This is a genomic window from Sphingopyxis indica (genome assembly GCF_900188185.1).
Classification (GTDB): domain Bacteria; phylum Pseudomonadota; class Alphaproteobacteria; order Sphingomonadales; family Sphingomonadaceae; genus Sphingopyxis; species Sphingopyxis indica.
Genome location: NZ_FZPA01000001.1, coordinates 346,682 through 364,686, shown reverse-complemented (window position 1 = coordinate 364,686; position 18,005 = coordinate 346,682). Strand labels below are relative to the sequence as shown.

At 67.1% G+C, this 18,005-nt stretch carries 22 protein-coding genes and 1 pseudogene; 6 read left to right on the top strand and 17 right to left on the bottom strand.

Going from position 1 to position 18,005, the window contains the following annotated elements:
• Positions 1-8: 8 nt before the first annotated feature.
• Positions 9-353: an ArsR/SmtB family transcription factor gene (locus CHB69_RS01620; protein ID WP_089214229.1), complete on the bottom strand. Its 345-nt coding sequence runs from the start codon at positions 351-353 to the stop codon at positions 9-11.
• A 465-nt stretch (positions 354-818) separates the two neighbouring features.
• Between CHB69_RS01620 and CHB69_RS01615 the strand changes: the two genes are divergently transcribed.
• From CHB69_RS01615 to CHB69_RS19980, 4 genes are read left to right on the top strand one after another with little or no spacing between them, the layout of a single operon-like run.
• Entirely contained in the window at positions 819-1,025 is a 207-nt protein-coding gene (locus CHB69_RS01615) for a cold-shock protein (RefSeq protein WP_089214228.1), read from the top strand.
• Between the two features lie 17 nt (positions 1,026-1,042).
• Positions 1,043-1,297, top strand: a complete 255-nt coding sequence (gene infA / locus CHB69_RS01610) for a translation initiation factor IF-1 (RefSeq protein WP_089214227.1) — start codon at positions 1,043-1,045, stop codon at positions 1,295-1,297.
• 43 nt (positions 1,298-1,340) lie between these two features.
• Entirely contained in the window at positions 1,341-1,496 is a 156-nt protein-coding gene (locus CHB69_RS19985) for a hypothetical protein (RefSeq protein ID WP_170935397.1), read from the top strand.
• A 19-nt stretch (positions 1,497-1,515) separates the two neighbouring features.
• On the top strand, positions 1,516-1,692 hold the full coding sequence (locus CHB69_RS19980) for a hypothetical protein (protein ID WP_170935396.1): 177 nt from the start codon (positions 1,516-1,518) through the stop codon (positions 1,690-1,692).
• 29 nt (positions 1,693-1,721) lie between these two features.
• On the opposite strand, the gene CHB69_RS01605 is transcribed toward CHB69_RS19980, so the two are convergent.
• The 6 genes and pseudogenes from CHB69_RS01605 to CHB69_RS01580 all read right to left on the bottom strand — a co-directional run bounded on the left by CHB69_RS01605 (position 1,722) and on the right by CHB69_RS01580 (position 6,746).
• Positions 1,722-2,264: a hypothetical protein gene (locus CHB69_RS01605; RefSeq protein ID WP_089214226.1), complete on the bottom strand. Its 543-nt coding sequence runs from the start codon at positions 2,262-2,264 to the stop codon at positions 1,722-1,724.
• A 275-nt stretch (positions 2,265-2,539) separates the two neighbouring features.
• Positions 2,540-3,811 carry a hypothetical protein gene (locus tag CHB69_RS01600; protein WP_089214225.1) on the bottom strand — a complete coding sequence of 424 codons (1,272 nt, stop codon included), beginning with the start codon at positions 3,809-3,811 and terminating at the stop codon, positions 2,540-2,542.
• Between the two features lie 51 nt (positions 3,812-3,862).
• Positions 3,863-4,519 (bottom strand): DUF6445 family protein, encoded by a 657-nt coding sequence (locus CHB69_RS01595; protein ID WP_089214224.1) that lies wholly within the window; start codon positions 4,517-4,519, stop codon positions 3,863-3,865.
• Complete coding sequence (locus CHB69_RS01590; RefSeq protein ID WP_089214223.1) at positions 4,510-5,769, bottom strand: RNA polymerase sigma factor; 1,260 nt, start codon at positions 5,767-5,769, stop codon at positions 4,510-4,512. Before CHB69_RS01590 ends, CHB69_RS01595 begins: the two co-directional genes overlap by 10 nt.
• A 111-nt stretch (positions 5,770-5,880) precedes the next feature.
• Positions 5,881-6,240: pseudogene (locus CHB69_RS01585) on the bottom strand (YciI family protein); the annotation flags it as partial.
• Between the two features lie 122 nt (positions 6,241-6,362).
• Complete coding sequence (locus CHB69_RS01580) at positions 6,363-6,746, bottom strand: DUF427 domain-containing protein (RefSeq protein WP_089214221.1); 384 nt, start codon at positions 6,744-6,746, stop codon at positions 6,363-6,365.
• A gap of 143 nt (positions 6,747-6,889) precedes the next feature.
• On the opposite strand from CHB69_RS01580, the gene CHB69_RS01575 reads away from it, so the two are divergent.
• Positions 6,890-7,309: a VOC family protein gene (locus CHB69_RS01575; protein ID WP_089214220.1), complete on the top strand. Its 420-nt coding sequence runs from the start codon at positions 6,890-6,892 to the stop codon at positions 7,307-7,309.
• A 506-nt stretch (positions 7,310-7,815) separates the two neighbouring features.
• On the top strand, positions 7,816-8,787 hold the full coding sequence (locus CHB69_RS01570) for an NAD(P)H-dependent flavin oxidoreductase (protein WP_089214219.1): 972 nt from the start codon (positions 7,816-7,818) through the stop codon (positions 8,785-8,787).
• Between the two features lie 208 nt (positions 8,788-8,995).
• Here CHB69_RS01570 and CHB69_RS01565 read toward each other — a convergent pair whose 3' ends face one another.
• From CHB69_RS01565 to ccmC, 10 genes are all read right to left on the bottom strand, one after another.
• Entirely contained in the window at positions 8,996-9,496 is a 501-nt protein-coding gene (locus CHB69_RS01565; protein WP_089214218.1) for an AHH domain-containing protein, read from the bottom strand.
• Entirely contained in the window at positions 9,497-10,261 is a 765-nt protein-coding gene (locus CHB69_RS01560; RefSeq protein ID WP_141133896.1) for a hypothetical protein, read from the bottom strand.
• 354 nt (positions 10,262-10,615) lie between these two features.
• A complete protein-coding gene (locus tag CHB69_RS01550) occupies positions 10,616-12,574 on the bottom strand; it encodes a potassium transporter Kup (protein ID WP_089214215.1) in 1,959 nt (652 codons plus the stop codon).
• Positions 12,575-12,616: 42 nt separating this feature from the next.
• Complete coding sequence (locus CHB69_RS01545; protein ID WP_089214214.1) at positions 12,617-13,264, bottom strand: tetratricopeptide repeat protein; 648 nt, start codon at positions 13,262-13,264, stop codon at positions 12,617-12,619.
• A complete protein-coding gene (locus CHB69_RS01540; RefSeq protein ID WP_089214733.1) occupies positions 13,261-13,674 on the bottom strand; it encodes a cytochrome c-type biogenesis protein in 414 nt (137 codons plus the stop codon). Before CHB69_RS01540 ends, CHB69_RS01545 begins: the two co-directional genes overlap by 4 nt.
• A gap of 110 nt (positions 13,675-13,784) precedes the next feature.
• Positions 13,785-14,315: a DsbE family thiol:disulfide interchange protein gene (locus CHB69_RS01535; protein WP_089214213.1), complete on the bottom strand. Its 531-nt coding sequence runs from the start codon at positions 14,313-14,315 to the stop codon at positions 13,785-13,787.
• Positions 14,312-16,276: a heme lyase CcmF/NrfE family subunit gene (locus CHB69_RS01530; protein ID WP_089214212.1), complete on the bottom strand. Its 1,965-nt coding sequence runs from the start codon at positions 16,274-16,276 to the stop codon at positions 14,312-14,314. The genes CHB69_RS01535 and CHB69_RS01530 overlap by 4 nt, the downstream gene beginning before the upstream one ends.
• A gap of 121 nt (positions 16,277-16,397) precedes the next feature.
• The gene (ccmE, locus tag CHB69_RS01525; RefSeq protein WP_089214211.1) at positions 16,398-16,835 is read right to left on the bottom strand and encodes a cytochrome c maturation protein CcmE; all 438 of its coding nucleotides are present in this window, start codon (positions 16,833-16,835) and stop codon (positions 16,398-16,400) included.
• Complete coding sequence (locus CHB69_RS01520; protein ID WP_089214210.1) at positions 16,832-16,987, bottom strand: heme exporter protein CcmD; 156 nt, start codon at positions 16,985-16,987, stop codon at positions 16,832-16,834. The genes ccmE and CHB69_RS01520 overlap by 4 nt, the downstream gene beginning before the upstream one ends.
• A gap of 4 nt (positions 16,988-16,991) precedes the next feature.
• Positions 16,992-17,726, bottom strand: coding sequence for a heme ABC transporter permease CcmC (ccmC, locus tag CHB69_RS01515; protein ID WP_089214209.1), 735 nt, complete (start codon positions 17,724-17,726; stop codon positions 16,992-16,994).
• Positions 17,727-18,005 lie beyond the last annotated feature (279 nt).

Below are 18,005 nucleotides of genomic sequence, written 5' to 3'. Positions count from 1 at the left end.
CAGATGTTTCACGCACTTTCCCTTTCCTGTGCAGGGGTGCCACAAGTCGTGGCAGCGCCGCAATCGGCGGTGCCGGCACAGCAATTTTCCATAAGGTAGGCGACCAGCGCATTCATCGCCGAATAGTTCGCCCGATAGATGATCGAACGATGCTGTCGCTGCTGCAAGACCAGCCCGGCTTTGCGCAGCTGCGCAAGATGAAACGACAGCGAGCTGTTGGGAACGCCCAGTTTTTCAGCGATGACACCAGCCGTCAGGCCAGCCTCTCCCGCCTGCACGAGCAGACGGAACAGCGCGAGGCGATGCTCCTGCGCAAGAGCACTCAAGGCATCGACGGCTGCATCGGCTTTCATCGGCGAATCCTCATTTCGAAAAAAATGGAAATGACATATCGCGCTTCGAGCGTCAATTTGCAATTCCAGTGCGGCCCGCCTCCGTGCGGTTGTGCCGGACAGTCCGCTGGACAGCGTTGCATCGCTTGCAGGGGCACCGGCCCCTGGACCCAGCCCCTGCTGCGCGCCGCGCCTCGCCAGCGGGCTGTCTGGCGCAATCACGGCGACCCGCATTGGTCGAAAAGGGCTCCAATTCGTACAGGACGCTATAAAATAACTGGAAATATTGCGTCCTGTATCCAGGGAACCTGCCCTATAAATCTGGCGCCAATTGACTTTTGCCCGAAAATATTCCATATGGTCCGCGCTAACGTCGCCTGCGACGGAAAATAGATGCCTCCGTGGCGGATACTTCCCTTCACACGCTACCAGCTCCACCGGTGCTTTTGCTGGTGGAATTTTCGTTTTCGTGAAAGGAAACACCCCATGCCGACCGGCACCGTAAAATTCTTCAACACCGACAAGGGCTATGGCTTCATCTCGAATGAAGATGGCTCGGGCGACGCCTTCGTCCACATCACCGCCGTCGAGCGCGCCGGAATGGGCACGCTCAACAAGGACCAGCGGATCACCTATGACCTGGAGACCGACCAGCGCGGCAAGACGTCCGCGGTCAATCTCCAGTCGGCCTGATCCGGCTCTTTGAGGATTTGTCCAAGGAAGACATTCTCACCCTCGATGGTGTGATCGATGAAATCCTGCCCGACGCCCGTTTCGGCGTCGTGCTCGAAAATGGTCACCGCATCATCGCCTATACCGCCGGCCGGATGCGACGCTATCGCATCCGGTCGGTCGTCGGCGACGCGGTGCGCGTCGAAATGACGCCCTATGACCTGACCAAGGGCCGCGTGATCTATCGCGAACGCGGCAATGCGCCCGTGAACGGGCAGCGCAGGCGGCGATGACCGCCCGCTGATTTTGAAAACCAAGCAAAGACGAATGATAAAGATGATGATTACGACAACCGCAACCACCCCGATTTTTCCGCGCCTCGTCGCACTGTCCCTCGCGGGCAAGGCGATTGCGCCCGCGGCGCCGCGCCGCCGCTCGCCGACGCTGTCGCGGCGCGAGCTCGCCCGGCTCATCGCCGACATGATCGACTGATCGACAAAGGAGCAAGCGCGTGTCGGCGAGCAGCGACTTCTATCTGACGCAGGCTGAAAAATGCACCGCCGACGCGGCGGGCTCCGTCCTCGATCGGGTGCGCGAGCGCAATTTGCGCGCCGCCGCCGCGTGGCGCGCGATGGCCGACCGGGTCATCCGCGCCGAAACCGCCCGCGCCGAAAAGGAAAAGGGCTGACGATCCTTCCGCGCCACGGCCCGCGCGGCTCAGCGTCCCTCGGCCTGCCGCTTCTTCGCGGCCTTGACGCCCTCGGCAAAGCCTTCCTTGGTGACCTTCACCGCCAGCCCCTTGCCGGACAGGAAGAAAGCGGCGCGCGGCATGGTGATATTGCCCTCGCTCGTCGCGAGCACCGCGCCCTGCGGGTTCACGCTCGCGACCTTGCCGAGCACATCGGCGCCGTCGGCGGTGCGCACTTCGGCGCCGGGCTTCAGCGCGACCTCGACCGCCGCGGCGTCCTTTTCGGCCTGATGCAGCACCGCCAGTATCTTCGCCTTCGGTGCCTTCAGCGACGGTCCCTTCTTGCCGTCGACGAATGCGTTCTTCGGCACGACAAGGCCGTTGCCATCGATCACCACCGCAACCTTGTCGCCGGCCACCTTGGCGATCGTCCCTACCTCTTCGCCGGCATTGTCATAGACTTTGGCGCCGGGGATCAGCGCGGTGGCGGGGGCCGGGTTCTGGGCGGCGGCAACGGGAACGGCGGCCGCGGCGAGGCACAGCGAAGCGAGCAAGCCGAGCGGCTTTGGCATGGATATCTCCTGCGAAAAACGGGCGAAAAACGTCCCGCTTTCACAGTCGTCGCGCCGGCGCCAACGGCAGGGTGCCGGACCGTGCAGGGAGCGCGACGGGCCGAGGGTTGCGAGGGGGGCGTCAGCGCCCGATCGCCTTTGAACGCAGCGCTTCTAAAATCCGTGTGTCCCCGCGAAGGCGGGGACCCATCTCCGACCGGTGCAAGATCGAGCCGGCAGGTGATGGGCTCCCGCCTTCGCGGGAGCACACGCACCTACTCGGTCAAAGCGATTGCCTAACGCCCGCACCCTTTCAGCGCGACATTGAGCGCAGCGCTCGCCCCGGTCAGCGCCGCCTGCCCCTCCAGCGTGCCGTTGATGCGCAGATAGGCGGGATCGCGTCCCTGCTCGATCTGCGCGATCAGCGGCGATCCCGACAAACCCGCCTGCCAGAAAGTCGCCTCCCTGTTGCTCTGGATCATCGCGAGATTGGTCGTGCGGCCGTTGAAATTCCATGTCAGCGTCACCGGCCGCTCGGTGATCGGCTTCACCGTCAGCATCGCGAGCGCCGGGCGGCCGCTGTCGCAGAAGATGGTGATCGAGCGGATGCGCGGCGAGGCGGCGGCGTCGACATAGGCGAGCGGCGCGCGGCCCTCGGCCGGCACGACCTCCCACGGCGTTCCGGGCGCCGCGACCGCCCCCTCGGGCGGGCTCTTCGCGACCATCGCCGCAATGTCGCGCGGCAGCGGCAGGCGTGTCGTGCTGCCCGCCAGATAGATTTTCAGACTGCCGCGTTCCCACAGCCCGACCTGCACCGCGCGGCGCCGCGGGTCGATCAGCACATAGGCCTGATCCTCGCCGCCCCGATGCGGCGCGTTGCCGGAGAAATAATAGAGGCCGCCTTCGCGGTTCAGCGGCCCGCCGACCTGCAGATTGGCCTTCAGCGTGCCGAGCTTCGGCCCCATCAGGCTTCGGATCACCGCCGCGACCGGCCCGGCGTCGAACGCATCGAAGCCGCCCTGATACTGGCCCTCGAGCGAGGCGAGATTGGTCCAGTCGAGCGGCACCGCGGGCGCCGGCGGCGGCGCATCGGGAACCGCGACCTCGGTGCCCTTGCAGCGGACATAGGGTTCGGGCCGCACGAACGCGCCCTCGAACGCGTCGATGCGCTGCCCCGGCGCCACATTGGACTCGACGAGCAGCGTCCCGCGTTTCTCGTCGGAGCTCGTGGTCAGCAGAACCATCCCGTAATCGTCGGCGGTCCTGGGAAAGGGAAAGAAGGCGTTGCTGATGCCTTCATAGCTGTTGCCGAAAAAGCTCGCCGCCCATTCGAACGGCCGGCCCGCGACGGTGCGCCCGGCCGCGGTAAAGGCGAAACCATCGTCGCCGATCGCGATCCGCGGCTCGCGGCTGCAATCGCCTCCCGGGGCATAGCTGCCGTAATCGGCCTCCATCCCGGCGCCCTTCAGGCTCGTCATCGAAACCGCCAGTGCCATCGCCGGCACCAGCGCCAGCCCACAGGCTGCGCCGAAAATCCCCGCCATCCGCATCGCCGACTCCCTCACCATCGCCGACCCTGCGCCAAAATGGCACGAAATCGTGACAGGGGAAAGACCGCCTCAACGCATCGACAGAAAGGCGGTGACCGTCAGCCGCCCGTCGAGCGGATCGGCGGACAGCGCGGCATCGGGCGCGATCGCCCCGCTGTGCAGATTCCAGCTGCGATAGAGCAGCGCGCGGTTGTAGCGCGCTTCGGCGCGATGCACGACTTCGAACGCCCCGGTATCGCCGGCGACATAGGCCGGCGGCGGTTCGGGCTCGGCGGCGAGCGCGGCGAAATAGGCGGCGCGGCGCTCCTCGGTCACGCATTCGAAACCCGTCGCGCGGTGCCGGTAAAAGGCCGTCCCGTCGCCGCCGTCGGGCGACAGATAATGGACGAGCGCGATGCGGTCGGGGGTGAAGGCGTCGCAATGCGGCAGCCGCTGCGCGACGCTCAGCGCCGCGGGCGGCGTGGTGACGATCGAAAAGCTCGCGTCGATCAGGTCGACCGCGCCGCTGCCGCCGAAAACCGCGCGCACGGCCGCGGCGATGATCGGCAGCTGGCTCTCCAGATAGGAACCGGGGATCGGCCCGCGGATACCGGGATAATGATGCTTCGCAGCCTCGAACTCCGCCGCGGCGGCGACCGCGCGCAGCGCGTCGGGGCGCGGCGCGAAATCGTCGAGCATGCACAGCGGCTGCGCCTCGGCACCGATCGCTTCGACCGTCAGCGGCACGCCGCCGCCCGCCCCAGCAGGAAATCGCGCTCGCGCTCGTTCGCGGTCAGCGCCGCAGCCGCCTCGAACGCCGCCTTCGCCTCGGCCTTGCGTCCCGCGCGCAGCAGGAAGTCGCCGCGCGCCGCGGGGAGCGGGGCATAGTTTCGCAAGGCCGCCTCCCCGGCGATCGCATCGACGAGCGCCAGCCCCGCCTCTGGCCCGAACGCCATGCTGTGCGCGACCGCGCGGTTGAGCTCGACCACCGGCGACGGCATCACCTGCCCCAACCGGTCGTAAAGCGCCGCGATCCGCTTCCAGTCGGTGTCCTCCGCCCGCCGCGCCCGGGCATGGCACGCCGCGAGCGCCGCCTGCAGCGCATAGGGCCCATCGGCGCCGCCGAGCGCATCGACCCGCTCCAGCGCCTTCAATCCGCGCCGGATGAGCAGCTGATCCCAGCGCGCGCGGTTCTGCTCGGTCAGCGGCACGAAGGCGCCGTCGGCGCCGGCGCGAGCCGCGAGCCGCGACGCCTGAATTTCCATCAGCGCGAGCAGCGCCAGCACCTCGGGCTCTTCGGGCATCAGCCCCGCGAGAATGCGCCCGAGCCGCTGCGCCTCGGCGCAGAGCGGCGGGCGCACCAGATCGGGTCCGCTCGTCGCGGCATAGCCTTCGTTGAAGATCAGATAGACCACCTCGAGCACCGACGCGAGCCGCGGCGCGAGCGCCCGGCCGCGGGGCACCTCGAACGCGACCCCCGCCTTGGCGATCGCCTTCTTGGCCCGCGTGATCCGCGCCGCGATCGCCGCCTCGTTCGACAGAAAGGCACGCGCAATCTCCAGGGTCGTCAGCCCGCCGACGAGCCGCAAGGTCAGCGCCGCGCGCGCCTCGGGCGAAAGCACCGGATGGCAGGCGGCGAAGATCAGCCCGAGCAGCTCGTCGCCCAGATCGTCGTCGAGCCGCGCTTCGAGGTGTTCGATGCTCATGTCGCACGCGCCATCCGCCTCGCGGGCGATCTCGGCATGTTTGCGCTCCTGCATCGCGCTGCGCCGAAAGCCGTCGATCGCGCGGCGTTTCGCCGCCGCGGTCAGCCAGGCGCCCGGATTGGCGGGCACCCCCGCCCTGGGCCATTCGGCGAGCGCGAGCATCAGCGCGTCCTGCGCCAGTTCCTCGGCGCGGTCGACGTCGCGCGTCATCCGCGCAAGCGTCGCAATCAGCCGCGCCCGTTCGATCCGAAAGACTGCCTCGATCGCACGATGGGTTGCGTCCGCCGCCATGCGCAAGGGTTAGAAGCGCATGGCGGGGCGGGCAAGGGGTCAGCTCTTCGCGAGCTTCTCGCCGACGCCGTCATGGATCGCGGCCGCTTCGGGCGGGATGATATCGGCGAAATCCTCCATCTCATAGAGCGGGCGAATCTCGATCTCGCTCGGCCCGAACATCGGGTTGGGACAGCGCTTCACCCATTCGACGGCCTCGTCCATATCCTTGACTTCCCACAGCCAATAGCCGGCAACCAGCTCGCGCGTCTCGGCGAAGGGGCCGTCGATCACGGTCCGGCTGGGGCCGTCGAACGCAACGCGCTTGCCGAACGAAGAGGGTTTGAGGCCGTCGCCGGCGACCATCACGCCGGCATTGACCAGCTCCTCGTTGAACTTGCCCATATCGACGAACATCTGATCGAGTTCGGGCGAGGGCGTCATGCCCTGCTCGCTGTCCTCGGTCGCTTTCACGAACACCATCACACGCATCGGTCATCTCCTCATTGGCGGGCCACCAGCGGCCTCGTACCAACACGACGAACCGGCCGGCGCAAAATCGACACGCCGCTCAAAAAAAATTCGGCACCACGTTGCGCGCCCGGCGCGACCCGTCAATCGCCGGGCTGTTCGACCATGATCGTCACCGGGTCGGGATAGAAAGCGACATGGCCCGCGATCGCAGCGACCGTGTCATAGGGCGCTTCATAGGTCCATACCGCATTGCGTTCCTGCGCCCCCGGCAGCACGAGGTCGAAATAGCCCGCCTCGCCCTTATAGGGGCAATAGCTGCGGTGTGCGGACGGGGCGAGCACCGCCATGTCGACATCCTTGCGCGGTATATATTGCACCGGAGGATAGTCGGCTTCGCACAGGGTCAAGGCATCGTGGCTGTCGGCGATCACCCGGTCGCCGACCCGCACCACGACGCGGCCCGAACAGGGGACGATGTCGATCGGGTGGTCGGCGCCCGGTATCCGTTTCACGCGCTCGGTCATATGACGTCTCCTTCGCCTGCCAGATGGGGGCTGTCCGCCCGCCGCGCCAGTGGTGCGATTGGACAGCGAAGCGGCCCGCCCTATATCGAAGCGATGGAATCGACCTGGACCGGGGATCGGGTCGCAGCAAGCAGGAGAAAAAAATGACCACGCCCTTTGCGCTGCGCGGCCTCGACCATATCGTCCTGCGCGTCGTCGACCTCGACCGGATGCTCGGCTTCTACAAACAGGTGCTCGGCTGCACCGACGAACGCGCGCAACCCGAAATCGGCCTGCATCAGCTCCGCGCCGGCCGCGCGCTGATCGACCTCGTGCCCGTGGATGGAAAGCTCGGCGCGATGGGCGGCGCGCCGCCGGGACGCGAAGGCCGCAACGTCGACCATTTCGCGCTCGCCATCGAACCCTTCGACGAGCCCGCAATCCGCGCCCACCTCGCCCGCCACGACGTCGCGATCGAGCAGGCCGGCCAACGCTACGGCGCCGAGGGCGAAGGCCCGTCGATCTATATCAGCGATCCCGAAGGCAATATCGTCGAGCTAAAGGGCCCGGCGAGCGGCGGATAAGCTGCGACGTCGGCGGACCCGGCATATCGGAGGATAATGGCGGCTTGCGACCGATTGCTGCCCTATTTATCATCGTCACCCCGGACTTGATCCGGGGTCCATGACTTCGGCGCTGCTGTGGATCCCGGATCAAGTCCGGGATGACGAAAGAGAGCAGGCGAACGTCCGCTCCCCACCCCAAATCGGACATCCGCCGCAAAAAACCGCTGTCCTACATTGTTCGGCTGTGCCAGCCTTCGTCACGGCTCTTTCGACAAGTGGATAAAAGCGGTCACGGTTTACACATGCGAACGGAAGCCGGCGCGGCAGGTTCGGCGAACGCGGCCGCACAAGGCTGAACTTTGCTGAACTTTGAAACGGCGACGCGAACCCCGCCCGCGACATCCGAAGGCGGCAAGGGCAACGGGCCAACCCAAAAGCCGGCACCACGCCCACACACCATCCCCCTTGCGCCGCTTTCCGTTTACGTTAAGGTCAGCCTCAAATCTGCAACCGGAGAGTGAGTCATGGCCCTTCCCCCCGTCTTCGATCGCCTGCGCCTGCCCGTCATCGGTTCGCCGCTCTTCATCGTCTCCGGCCCCGACCTCGTCATCGCGCAATGCAAGGCGGGGATCGTCGGCAGCTTTCCGGCGCTCAACGCGCGGCCGCAGTCGCTGCTCGACGAATGGCTGCACCGGATCACCGAGGAGCTCGCGGCGTGGGACCGCGACAATCCCGACCGCCTTTCGGCGCCCTTCGCGGTCAACCAGATCGTCCACAAATCGAACGACCGGCTCGAGGCCGACATCGCGACCTGCGAGAAGTGGAAGGTGCCGATCACCATCACCTCGCTGGGCGCGCGCGAAGAGCTCAATCAGGCGGTGCATGGCTGGGGCGGCATCACGCTCCACGACGTCATCAACGACCGCTTCGCGCGCAAGGCGATCGAAAAGGGCGCCGACGGCCTGATTCCCGTCGCCGCGGGCGCGGGCGGCCACGCCGGGGTGCAATCGCCTTTCGCGCTGGTGCAGGAAATCCGCAGCTGGTTCGACGGCCCCGTCGCGCTGTCGGGCGCGATCGCGCACGGCCGCTCGATCCTCGCCGCGCAGGCGTGCGGCGCCGACCTCGCCTATATCGGCAGCGCCTTCATCGCCTGTGCCGAGGCGAATGCCGACGACGGCTACAAGAACGGCATCGTCGAAGGCCGCGCCGCCGACATCGTCTATTCGGACCTCTTCACCGGCGTTCACGGCAATTATCTGCGCGGGTCGATCGTCAACGCCGGGCTCGACCCCGACAATCTGCCGCAGGGCGACCTCAAGACGATGAATTTCGGCTCGGGCGGCAATACCAAGGCAAAGGCGTGGAAGGACATCTGGGGATCGGGCCAGGGCATCGGCTCGGTCGAAGCGGTGCGCCCCGTCGCCGATTTCGTCGACCAGCTGGCGGCGCAATATCGCGACGCATGGCGCGAGTTGCAGGATAAATATATCGGCTAGAGCCTGATGACACAAAGCCACAAAGAATATCGCTCAACCGTTCGCGCTGAGCTTGTCGAAGCACCGTCCTTTCTTTTGGCGGCCGAAAACAAGACCGGCCCTTCGACAAGCTCAGGGCGAAAGCTATTTATCTTTGTGGCTTTGTGTCTTCGTGCGAACCAAATAACGGGCCGTGACAGGAAGAAACAGCGCTGTTCGGACGGACGGCCTACGCCCCGAACAGCTTGTCGATTGCTTCGTCTAGGTACGGCCGGTCGGCGAACAGCCGCATCGGGTCGCGCCGGTTGAGCCAGAAGCCCAGCCGGTGCCGGTCGGTGAGCGCGCGCCGCGTCGCATCCTGCAGCAGCCGCAGCCGCATGATCGCCACCCGCCGCGCGGTGCGCGGATCGCCCGGCGCCTGCGCCGCGAAATGCGCGCGCACGCGTTCGACGCGCGCCGCCACCACGTCGCTGTAACCATGGTGCGGCCCGCGATGCAGCGCGTGCCCCGACTCGAGCGCGGTTCGCTCGCTCGCCGGCAGCATCAATCCGTTGAGGTCGAAGCGCTGGAGCGCGAACCCCTCGCTGCGCAGCGCCTCGAACATCGCTGCCATTTGCGCGCGCCGCAGCAGCGCGACGGGGATCAGATGGTGGCGCTGAAAACCGCGGCACACCGGCACCGCGCCCTGCCAGCGCCGCCGATGGACCGATGCCGCAGCCGCAAGCCGCAATCAGCCGCCCCGCCCGAATTCGGCGCGCACGGTCGGCGTCGCGTCCCCGCGATCGGGTGGGCGCAGGCGAACCGTCTCGCCCGGTTGCAGCCCGCGCGTTTCCTGCGCTTCGAGCAGCGGACCATTGAGCATCAGGTCCAGCGCGAGCCGCGCGACGCGCTTCACCAGATCGGCGATCGTCCACCCCGCGGGAATCGGCGCTTCGATCTCCTGCCCCGCGAACAGCATCAGGCCGCGTGTGCGCACCACCGCCTCACCCCCTTTTTCGCCGCGCCGAAAAGCGACGAGGTGGAGCACCGGCGGCATACCGCTCACCAGCATTTCGGCCATCGCGGCGCGAAACTGCGGCGCATCGGACCACAGCCGCGCCGGCGGCCAGAATACATGGCTCGCGTCGAACAGGTCGAGCAACAGCACCATCATTTGAAAACTCGCGCGCATTGCGGGCGCCTGCACCGACGTCGCTTCCTCATCGCACCAAAGCGCCCAGCATCCGCCGCCCGCGCGCCAATCGGCGGGCAGGCTGGTCGCGAGCGAACTCGTCGCGGGGTCGTGCGGATCGGCTTCCGCCAGCTCCGCCTCGCCGGCGCGCGCGATCGTCGCCGCGACGCCCCCGAAATGCAGGCGATAGCGCGGCGTGGCGTCGCCGTCGCCCACCGCGCGTTCGGGCTTCAGCCCCATGCGCCGAAATCCCGCTTCGAACGCCGCGGGCGACGCCGCGGACAGGCTTGGGCCGAGGATCAGGGCAAAGGGCTTTGACGACACCGACAGCATCCCCGGTCACAGGATCGCCCCTGCATCGCAAGAAGGCGCGGCTTGCGCAAACCCTTATTACGTCCGTTCCGGGCCGTTCCTAGGGTCAGGACCCATGAATTGCGCGCTCGAGGCGTCGAAATGGCGAAGAGATCGGGTTCGGGCGGGTGCAGCGGGTAGCATCGCTACCCGCAAGGCCGCGCGGAGGCGAGATCGAAGCCATTTCGGCGTCCCTTCGCGATTTGACCGATTTTGCCCATGGCTTCGTCGAAAAGTCTGGAAATATCGACATATTCCTGCGCCTTTCCTCCTCGCCCTGAGCAAAATCGCTTCAAACCTCGAACGTGCAATTCATGGGTCCTGACCCTAGATCGCGACCTGACTTCCCAGTTCGACCACGCGATTGGTCGGCAGGCGGAAATATTCCATCGCGCTTTCCGAATTGCGCAGCATCCACGCGAACAGCTTCTCGCGCCAGATCGGCATTCCCGGCGATTTGGCGGCGATCAGTGTCTGGCGCGACAGGAAGAAGCTCGTCTCCAGCATCTTGAACTCGCCGCCGCATCCGGTGACGCGCTTCAGCGCCTCGGGAACGTCGACCGGCTGCATGAAGCCATAGTTCAGGATCAGGCGGTGAAAGCCCTGCCCCAGGTCGTCAAGCTTGCACAAACTGTCTTCGCGCACGAAGGGCACGTCGGCGATCTTGATCGTCAACAGGATGATCCGCTCGTGCAGCACCTTGTTGTGCTTCAAATTGTGAAGCAGCGCGTGCGGCACCCCGTCGGACGAGGAGGTCATGAACACCGCCGTCCCCGGCACGCGCGTCGCGCTGTTCGCCGCCGATTTGACGAAGACCGGGATCGGCATCGCGCCGGCGGCCATTTCCTGCTGCATCAGCTTGCGCCCGCGCGACCAGGTGGTCAGCAGCGTGAAGATGGTCAGGCCGATCGCCAGCGGCACCCAGCCGCCGTCAGGCACCTTGATCAGATTCGCGCCGAAATAGGCGATGTCGACGATGAAAAAGAGCGCGAGCAGCGGCAGCGCCTTCCATGCCGGCCATTTCCACAGCACGAACAGCACGACGCACATCAAACATGTGTCGATGAACATCGCCCCCGTCACCGCGATGCCATAGGCCGCGGCGAGGTTGCTCGACGATCCGAAGAAGAGGACGAGGATGATCACCATCGTCATCAGGAACCAGTTGACCACCGGGATATAGATCTGTCCCGCCGCCGAGGCGCTCGTATGCTCGACGCGCAGGCGGGGGATGAAGCCGAGCTGGATCGCCTGCTGGGTCAGCGAAAAAGCGCCCGAGATCACCGCCTGGCTCGCGATGATCGTCGCCAGCAGCGCGAGCATGACCACGGGGATGCGCCACGCATCGGGCATCATCAGAAAGAAGGGGTCCTGAATCAGCCCGAGCCGCGTGCCCATATCGGCCTCGAGCACCATCGCGCCCTGTCCCATGTAATTGAGCATCAGCGCGGGCAGCACGAAGCACAGCCACGACAGGCCGATCGGCGCGCGCCCGAAATGCCCCATGTCGGCATAGAGCGCCTCGGCCCCCGTCACCGCGAGCACCACCGCGCCGAGCGCGATGAAGGCGGTGAAGCCGTCGAGATAGAAAAAGCGCAGCGCGTTGATCGGGTTGAGCGTGTGGACGATGATCGACGGATGATCGACGATGTGCATCACCCCGAGCACCGCGAGCATCAGGAAATAGCCGAGCATGATCGGCCCGAACAGCGCCCCGACTTTTGCCGTCCCGCGCGATTGCAGCGCGAACAGCCCGATCAGGATCGCGAGCGCGATCGGCACGATATAGGGCTGGAACCCCGGATTGACGTAGTTCAGGCCTTCGGTCGCCGACAGCACCGACATCGCCGGGGTGATCATGCTGTCGCCATAGAAGAGCGCGGTCGCGAACACGCCGAGCAGGATGATCGGCCACGTCCAGCGCGCCTCGCCCGACGAGCGGCTGATCAGCGCGAGCAGCGCCAGGCTGCCCCCCTCGCCCTTGTTGTCGGCCTTCATGATCGTCAGCACATATTTGAAGGTGACGACCAGCATCATCGACCAGAAGACCAGGCTGAGCACGCCATAGATGTGCAGCCGGTCGGGGTCGATCGAATGATGCCCGGCAAAGGTTTCGCGAAAGGCGTAGAGCGGGCTCGTCCCGATATCGCCGAAGACCACGCCGACCGCACCGACCGCAAGCTTCAGCTTGCTGTCGCCATGGTGGCCGTGGCCGTGATGGCCCGTATCGGCGGCGAGCGCGGCGCTACCCGCACCGCCCGCCGCCTGTTGCGACTCAGCAGTCATGGCGCGCCTTTAGACGAGCGAGCGGAAGAACAACAGGGGCGATCACGACCCCGCCGCATCTTCGGGCGGCAGCCCCGGCCCCATCGCCCGGCGCAGCTGCGCAAGCCGCATCTCGAGGTCGGGGCGCCACGGCGCGTCGGCGGGACTGCGCGCGAGCAGGTCGCTCCACACGCGGTCGGCGCCCTGCAAATCGCCGCTCTGCGCCATCGCGAGCCCCGCGAAAAAGGGCGGCGCCGGGTGCGCGGGATCGCGCTTCGCCGCCTCGTCAAAGGCGAGCGCGGCGGCAGGCGACATCACCCCGCCGCCATGCGCGACGAGCGCATTGCCGAACGCGACCCACAAATCGACATTGTCGGGATTGCTTTCGAGCCCCTTTTCGAGCGTCTGCGCCGCAAGCTCGGTCTTCCCCGTCCGCGCAAAGCCGTCCGACATCGCCAGCCACTTTGCCGCGGGGCCGAAACGGTCGGCCATCCCCTGCCGCGTATCGGTCAGCGCCTCGCCGAAACTTTCGGGCTCGGACCGCACCACCGGCTTGCCGGGCAGCGCCGGATTCCCCTGCAGGGCATAGCCCGCGAGCCCGAGCATGATCGCCGCCGCCGCGAGCGGCCGCGACGCCGCGGGCAGCCTGCCGAGCCAGAAGAGGCCGCCGACAGTCAGCCCCGCGGCGACCAATATCCACGCCCAGATCATGGCTCCCCGCCTCCCCCGCCGCGAAGCCGCCCGAAGGCGAGCCACAGCCCCACCGCGAGGAACAGCAGCGGCGCGAGCCACAACAGCGCGGTCGCGCCGTCGAAGGGCGGGTCGTAGCTCACCCAATTGCCATAGCGCGCGACCAGCCATTTGCGGATCGCATCGGGGCTCTCGCCCGCGGCGATCTTGGTGCGCACCTCGTGCCGCATGTCACCCGCGAGCGGCGCGTCGCTGTCGGCGATCGACTGGCCTTGACAGACCAGGCAGCGCAGCGTCTCCATCAGCGCCTTCGCCTTCGCCTCCTTCGCGGGGTCGGCGAGCTGCTGATAGGCATAGGGTGCGGGCGGCAACCGATCCTGCGCGGTTGCAGGAGCGCCGAAAGCCGCAAACAGCGTCGCCACAAAAACCAGCGTGCTCCCGCGAAGGCGGGAGCCCAAAGCGCGATGACGCTCACGCGGCTCATGGCCGCTTTGGATCCCCGCCTTCGCGGGGATACACCAATTGAATAGCGGGGCGCCCCTCACTTCATCGCCTCCAGCTTCGCCATGATCCGCGGCACATCGTCCTGCAAAATCACGCCCTGAATCTGCTCGCGGATGATCCCCTTGCCGTCGACCAGAAAGGTTTCGGGCACGCCCGACGACCCCAATGCGATCTGCACGCTGCTCTGCACGTCGGCACCGATGCGGTCGAACGGATTGCCGTTCTCGCGCAGGAAGGCCGCGACATCCTCGGGCCGGTCGCGGATCGCGATGCCGTCGATCGGCACCCCCGCGGCCTTGAGCGCCTCGAGCTGCGGCGCCTCGGCGCGGCACGGGATGCACCAGCTCGCGAAAATATTGACCAGCCGCGGCCTGCCGTCGGCGAGGTCGCTGCTCTTGAGCCCAGCGACGCCTCCGGTCGCGGGCGGCAGGTCGAACAGCGGCATCGGCTTGTCGATCCATTGCGATTCGATCAGCGTCTCGGCGGGCACCGTCAGCCGATAGACGAACGCCCCGAACAGCAGCGCCATGATTGCGAGCGGCACGAAGAGAACCCAGCGCGACCTCATGCGAAACGCTCCTCCAGCTTGCGCGCCCGCCGCGCGCGCCAGATCGCGAGCAATTGCGCACGCCCGAGCAAGGCCATCGCCGCGCCGAGCGCGATCAGCGCGCCGCCGAGCCAGATCCACCACACGAGCGGCTTCCACCACAGGCGCAGCTGATAGCGCTGCGCCCCGTCGGCGCCGGTCACCGGCTGCCCGATCACCGCATAAAGCTGCCCGCCCGGCCGCGTCAGCAGCGCCGCCTCGTTCGTCTCGGTCGGCGGCCCGCCCATCAGGCCGGGGAAGGTGCGCGCCGCGGGATGCAGCACGAAGCGGTCGCCCGCTGCCGTCGCCGCGATCAAGGTCGCCTTGACCGCGGTATAGTTCGGCCCCGCGACCGGCTCGACGCCTTGGAAGGTCACCGAAAAATCGGCGACGCGCACCGTCTCGCCCGGCGCGGCGGCGACGAGCCGTTCCTTGATGAAGGCGCTCTCGGCCGCCATGCCGGCGAGCGCGACCGCGACCCCGAAATGCGCGAGCACCATGCCCCAGACCGGCAGCGGCGTGCGGCGGAGGTTGCGCTTCCACAGCGGCGCAAGGCTCGCGACCGCGACGACTGCGGCGACCGTCATGCCGAGCAGCGGCAGGATGCCGACCTGCCCGCCGAACAGCACGAGCCCGAACAGCACCGCCGCGCCCGCGAACAGCGCCAGCGGCAGGCGCGACCAGAGCGTGCGCCCGTCGTCGCGGCGCCAGCGCAGGAGCGGCCCGGCAACCATCACGAGGCACAGGATCAGCGCGAGCGGCCCCGCGACCTTGTTGTAATAAGGCGGCCCGACCGAAATCTTCTCGCCCATCGCCTCCGCAACGATCGGATAGAGCGTGCCCAGGAGCACGAGCGCGAGGATCGTGGTCAGCAGCAGATTGTTGATGACGAGCGCGCCCTCGCGGCTCAGGAGCGCGAAGGTCTTGCCCTCGGCGACCGTTCCGGCGCGCAGCGCGAACAGCGTCAGCGCCCCGCCGATATAGATCGCCATCAGCACGAGCAGGAAGGTGCCGCGCTCGGGATCGACGGCAAAGCTGTGGACGCTGGTGAGCAGCCCCGAGCGGACGATGAAGGTGCCGACCATCGACATCGAAAAGCCGATCACCGCGAGCATCACCGTCCACGCGCGCAGCGCGTTGCGCGTCGCCGTCACCGCGACCGAATGGAGCAGCGCCGCGCCGGCGAGCCACGGCACCAGCGACACATTCTCGACCGGGTCCCAGAACCACCAGCCGCCCCAGCCGAGCTCATAATAGGCCCAATAGCTGCCCGCGGTGATGCCGAGGGTCAGGAAGATCCAGCTCCCGAGCACCCAAGGCCGCATCGCGCGCGCGAAGGCCGGCCCGACCTCGCGCGTCACCAGCGCCCCGACCGCGAAGCTGAACGCGACCGAAAGCCCGACATAGCCGACATAGAGCGTCGGCGGGTGGAACGCCAAACCGGGGTCCTGCAGCAAGGGATTGAGCCCCTGTCCGTCGGGCGGTGCGATGGGCAGCCGGTTGAACGGGTTCGACGAAAAGAGCAGGAAGGCGAAAAATCCCAGGCTCAGCGCCGCCTGCGCCGCCAATGTCGCGATCAGCGTATCTTCGCGCAGCCGCCTCTCGAACAGCGCGACGAGCGCTCCCGACAGGCCGAGGATCGTCAGCCACAACAGCATCGACCCTTCGTGATTGCCCCACGCCCCCGCGATCTTGAACAGCATCGGCTTCAGGCTGTGGCTGTTGCGCGCGACGAGTTCGACCGACATGTCCGAACGCGCGAACAGCGCGATCAGCAGCGCGAACGACGCTGCGGTCAGCACCCCCTGCGCGACGCTCGCCGGCCGCACCAGCGCCGCAAGCTCGCCCTTGCCGCTGCGCACGAACGCGATGCCCGCGACCAGTGACAGGCACGCGAGCGCCGCCGCCATCCACAGAAGCGCGAGGCCAAGCTCGGCGATCATTGCGCTATCTCGCCCGCCACGAACCCTTCGTCATTGCGAGCGCAGCGAAGCAATCCAGGAGCGGCCTTGCACCACTCTGGATTGCCTCGCTGCGCTCGCAATGACGGCAAAGGCACCCCCCTCATCCCCCCGCCGCCGCTTTCATATCCTTGGGCATATCGCCCATCTGCGGCGGCATATAGCGCTCGTCATGCTTGGCGAGGATGCGGTCGGCGACGAACACGCCATCGGCGCGCATCCGGCCGTCGGCGACCATGCCCGCCTTTTCGGCGAACAGGTCGGGGACGATGCCGGTGAACTCGACCGGCACCGACGCCTTGCCGTCGGTCGCAACGAAGCGGATCGTCACCCCGTCACCCAGCCGTTTCAGGCTGCCCGCGGCGACCATGCCGCCCAGCCGCATCGGTTCGCCGACCTTGGCATGGCCGCCCGCGACTTCCTCGGGAGTGCGGAAATAGGCCGCCTCGTCGCGCAGCGCGCTCGCGCCAAGCACCCCCGCCCCCGCCACCCCGGCGAGCGCGACGAGCGCGAGGATCAGCCTTTGATGCTTCGCTTTCATGTCCGATTCCTGCGCAGCGCATCGCTCCGCTTTTCGGCTTTGCGCATCGCCCGCCAGCTATGCCACAGCACCGCCCCGGTCGAAAGCGCGGTCAGCGCATAGGCCGCCGCGACATAGGCCCATTGGCCGCCCCCGCTGATCACCCCCGTCACCGCTTCACGCTCCCTCGTCGTCCGCGAGCCGCCGCAGCCGCGCCGCGACGCGGTTGTCGGCGATGATCCGCCGCATCCGCATCAAGACGATCGCGCCGAACAGCAACGTAAAGCCCAGCACGGTCAGCCCGAGCGGCCAGAGCAAGGACCCGTCGATGCTCGACCCGCGCAAGGTGATGCTCGGCCCCTGATGCAGGCTGTTCCACCACACGACGCTGCGGTTGATGATCGGAATGTTGATCGCGCCGACCAGCGCATAGATGGCGGCACCGCGCGACAGCGACCCGCCGCGCCCCTGCCCGTCGCCCTCCATCGTCAGCGCGAGGAAGCCCGCATAGAGGAACAGCAGGACGAGCATCGAAGTCATCCGCCCGTCCCATTCCCACCAGGTCCCCCACGTCGGCTTGCCCCAGATCGAGCCGGTGGCAAGGCACAGCGCGGTGAAGAGCATCCCCGGCACAGCGATCGCCCGCGCCGCGATCCCGGCGAGCGGGTGGCGCCAGACGAGCTGGACGAGCCCGGTGATGGCAAGCGCGCTCCACCCGCCCATGCCGAGCCACGCCGCCGGCACATGCACATAAAGAATCCGCGCCGTATCGCCCTGCTTATAATCGCCCGGCACCAGCATCAGCCCCGCCCACGCCCCCGCAAGCACGAGCGCGAGCCCCAGACCGAGCAGCCAGGGCGTCAACGGACGGGCAATGGCCAGGAAACGGGTCGGATTCGCATAGGCATGCATCGCGCGCCGGCTTTAGGCGAGCGAAAGGCGGCGGTCCAGCCCCATGGCGGGAGGGGGTGCGCGGTGGACGGAGTTGATGGGCCGCCTTATCCGGGATGACGAATGGTCGGAAAACGACCGATAGGCGACGATCGGCATTTCATAACCTTGTCATTCCCGCGAAAGCGGGAATCCAGAGCGTGCGTCGGCTGGCTCCACACTGGATTCCCGCTTTCGCGGGAATGACAAAGAGTGAGGAACGTCCGCTCCCCACCCCAAAAGCCGCCATCCGGCCTCGGC

Coding starts and splice junctions, on each gene's coding strand:
- CHB69_RS01600 (WP_089214225.1), bottom strand. CDS start 3,811: ATGGTGAGGGAGTCGGCGATGCGGATGGCGGGGATTTTCGGCGCAGCC.
- CHB69_RS01615 (WP_089214228.1), top strand. CDS start 819: ATGCCGACCGGCACCGTAAAATTCTTCAACACCGACAAGGGCTATGGC.
- ccmE (WP_089214211.1), bottom strand. CDS start 16,835: ATGAAAGCGAAGCATCAAAGGCTGATCCTCGCGCTCGTCGCGCTCGCC.
- CHB69_RS01570 (WP_089214219.1), top strand. CDS start 7,816: ATGGCCCTTCCCCCCGTCTTCGATCGCCTGCGCCTGCCCGTCATCGGT.
- CHB69_RS01535 (WP_089214213.1), bottom strand. CDS start 14,315: ATGAGGTCGCGCTGGGTTCTCTTCGTGCCGCTCGCAATCATGGCGCTG.
- CHB69_RS01580 (WP_089214221.1), bottom strand. CDS start 6,746: ATGACCGAGCGCGTGAAACGGATACCGGGCGCCGACCACCCGATCGAC.
- CHB69_RS01605 (WP_089214226.1), bottom strand. CDS start 2,264: ATGCCAAAGCCGCTCGGCTTGCTCGCTTCGCTGTGCCTCGCCGCGGCC.
- CHB69_RS01550 (WP_089214215.1), bottom strand. CDS start 12,574: ATGACTGCTGAGTCGCAACAGGCGGCGGGCGGTGCGGGTAGCGCCGCG.
- CHB69_RS19985 (WP_170935397.1), top strand. CDS start 1,341: ATGATGATTACGACAACCGCAACCACCCCGATTTTTCCGCGCCTCGTC.
- CHB69_RS01620 (WP_089214229.1), bottom strand. CDS start 353: ATGAAAGCCGATGCAGCCGTCGATGCCTTGAGTGCTCTTGCGCAGGAG.
- CHB69_RS01575 (WP_089214220.1), top strand. CDS start 6,890: ATGACCACGCCCTTTGCGCTGCGCGGCCTCGACCATATCGTCCTGCGC.
- CHB69_RS01530 (WP_089214212.1), bottom strand. CDS start 16,276: ATGATCGCCGAGCTTGGCCTCGCGCTTCTGTGGATGGCGGCGGCGCTC.
- ccmC (WP_089214209.1), bottom strand. CDS start 17,726: ATGCATGCCTATGCGAATCCGACCCGTTTCCTGGCCATTGCCCGTCCG.
- CHB69_RS01590 (WP_089214223.1), bottom strand. CDS start 5,769: ATGGCGGCGGACGCAACCCATCGTGCGATCGAGGCAGTCTTTCGGATC.
- CHB69_RS01545 (WP_089214214.1), bottom strand. CDS start 13,264: ATGATCTGGGCGTGGATATTGGTCGCCGCGGGGCTGACTGTCGGCGGC.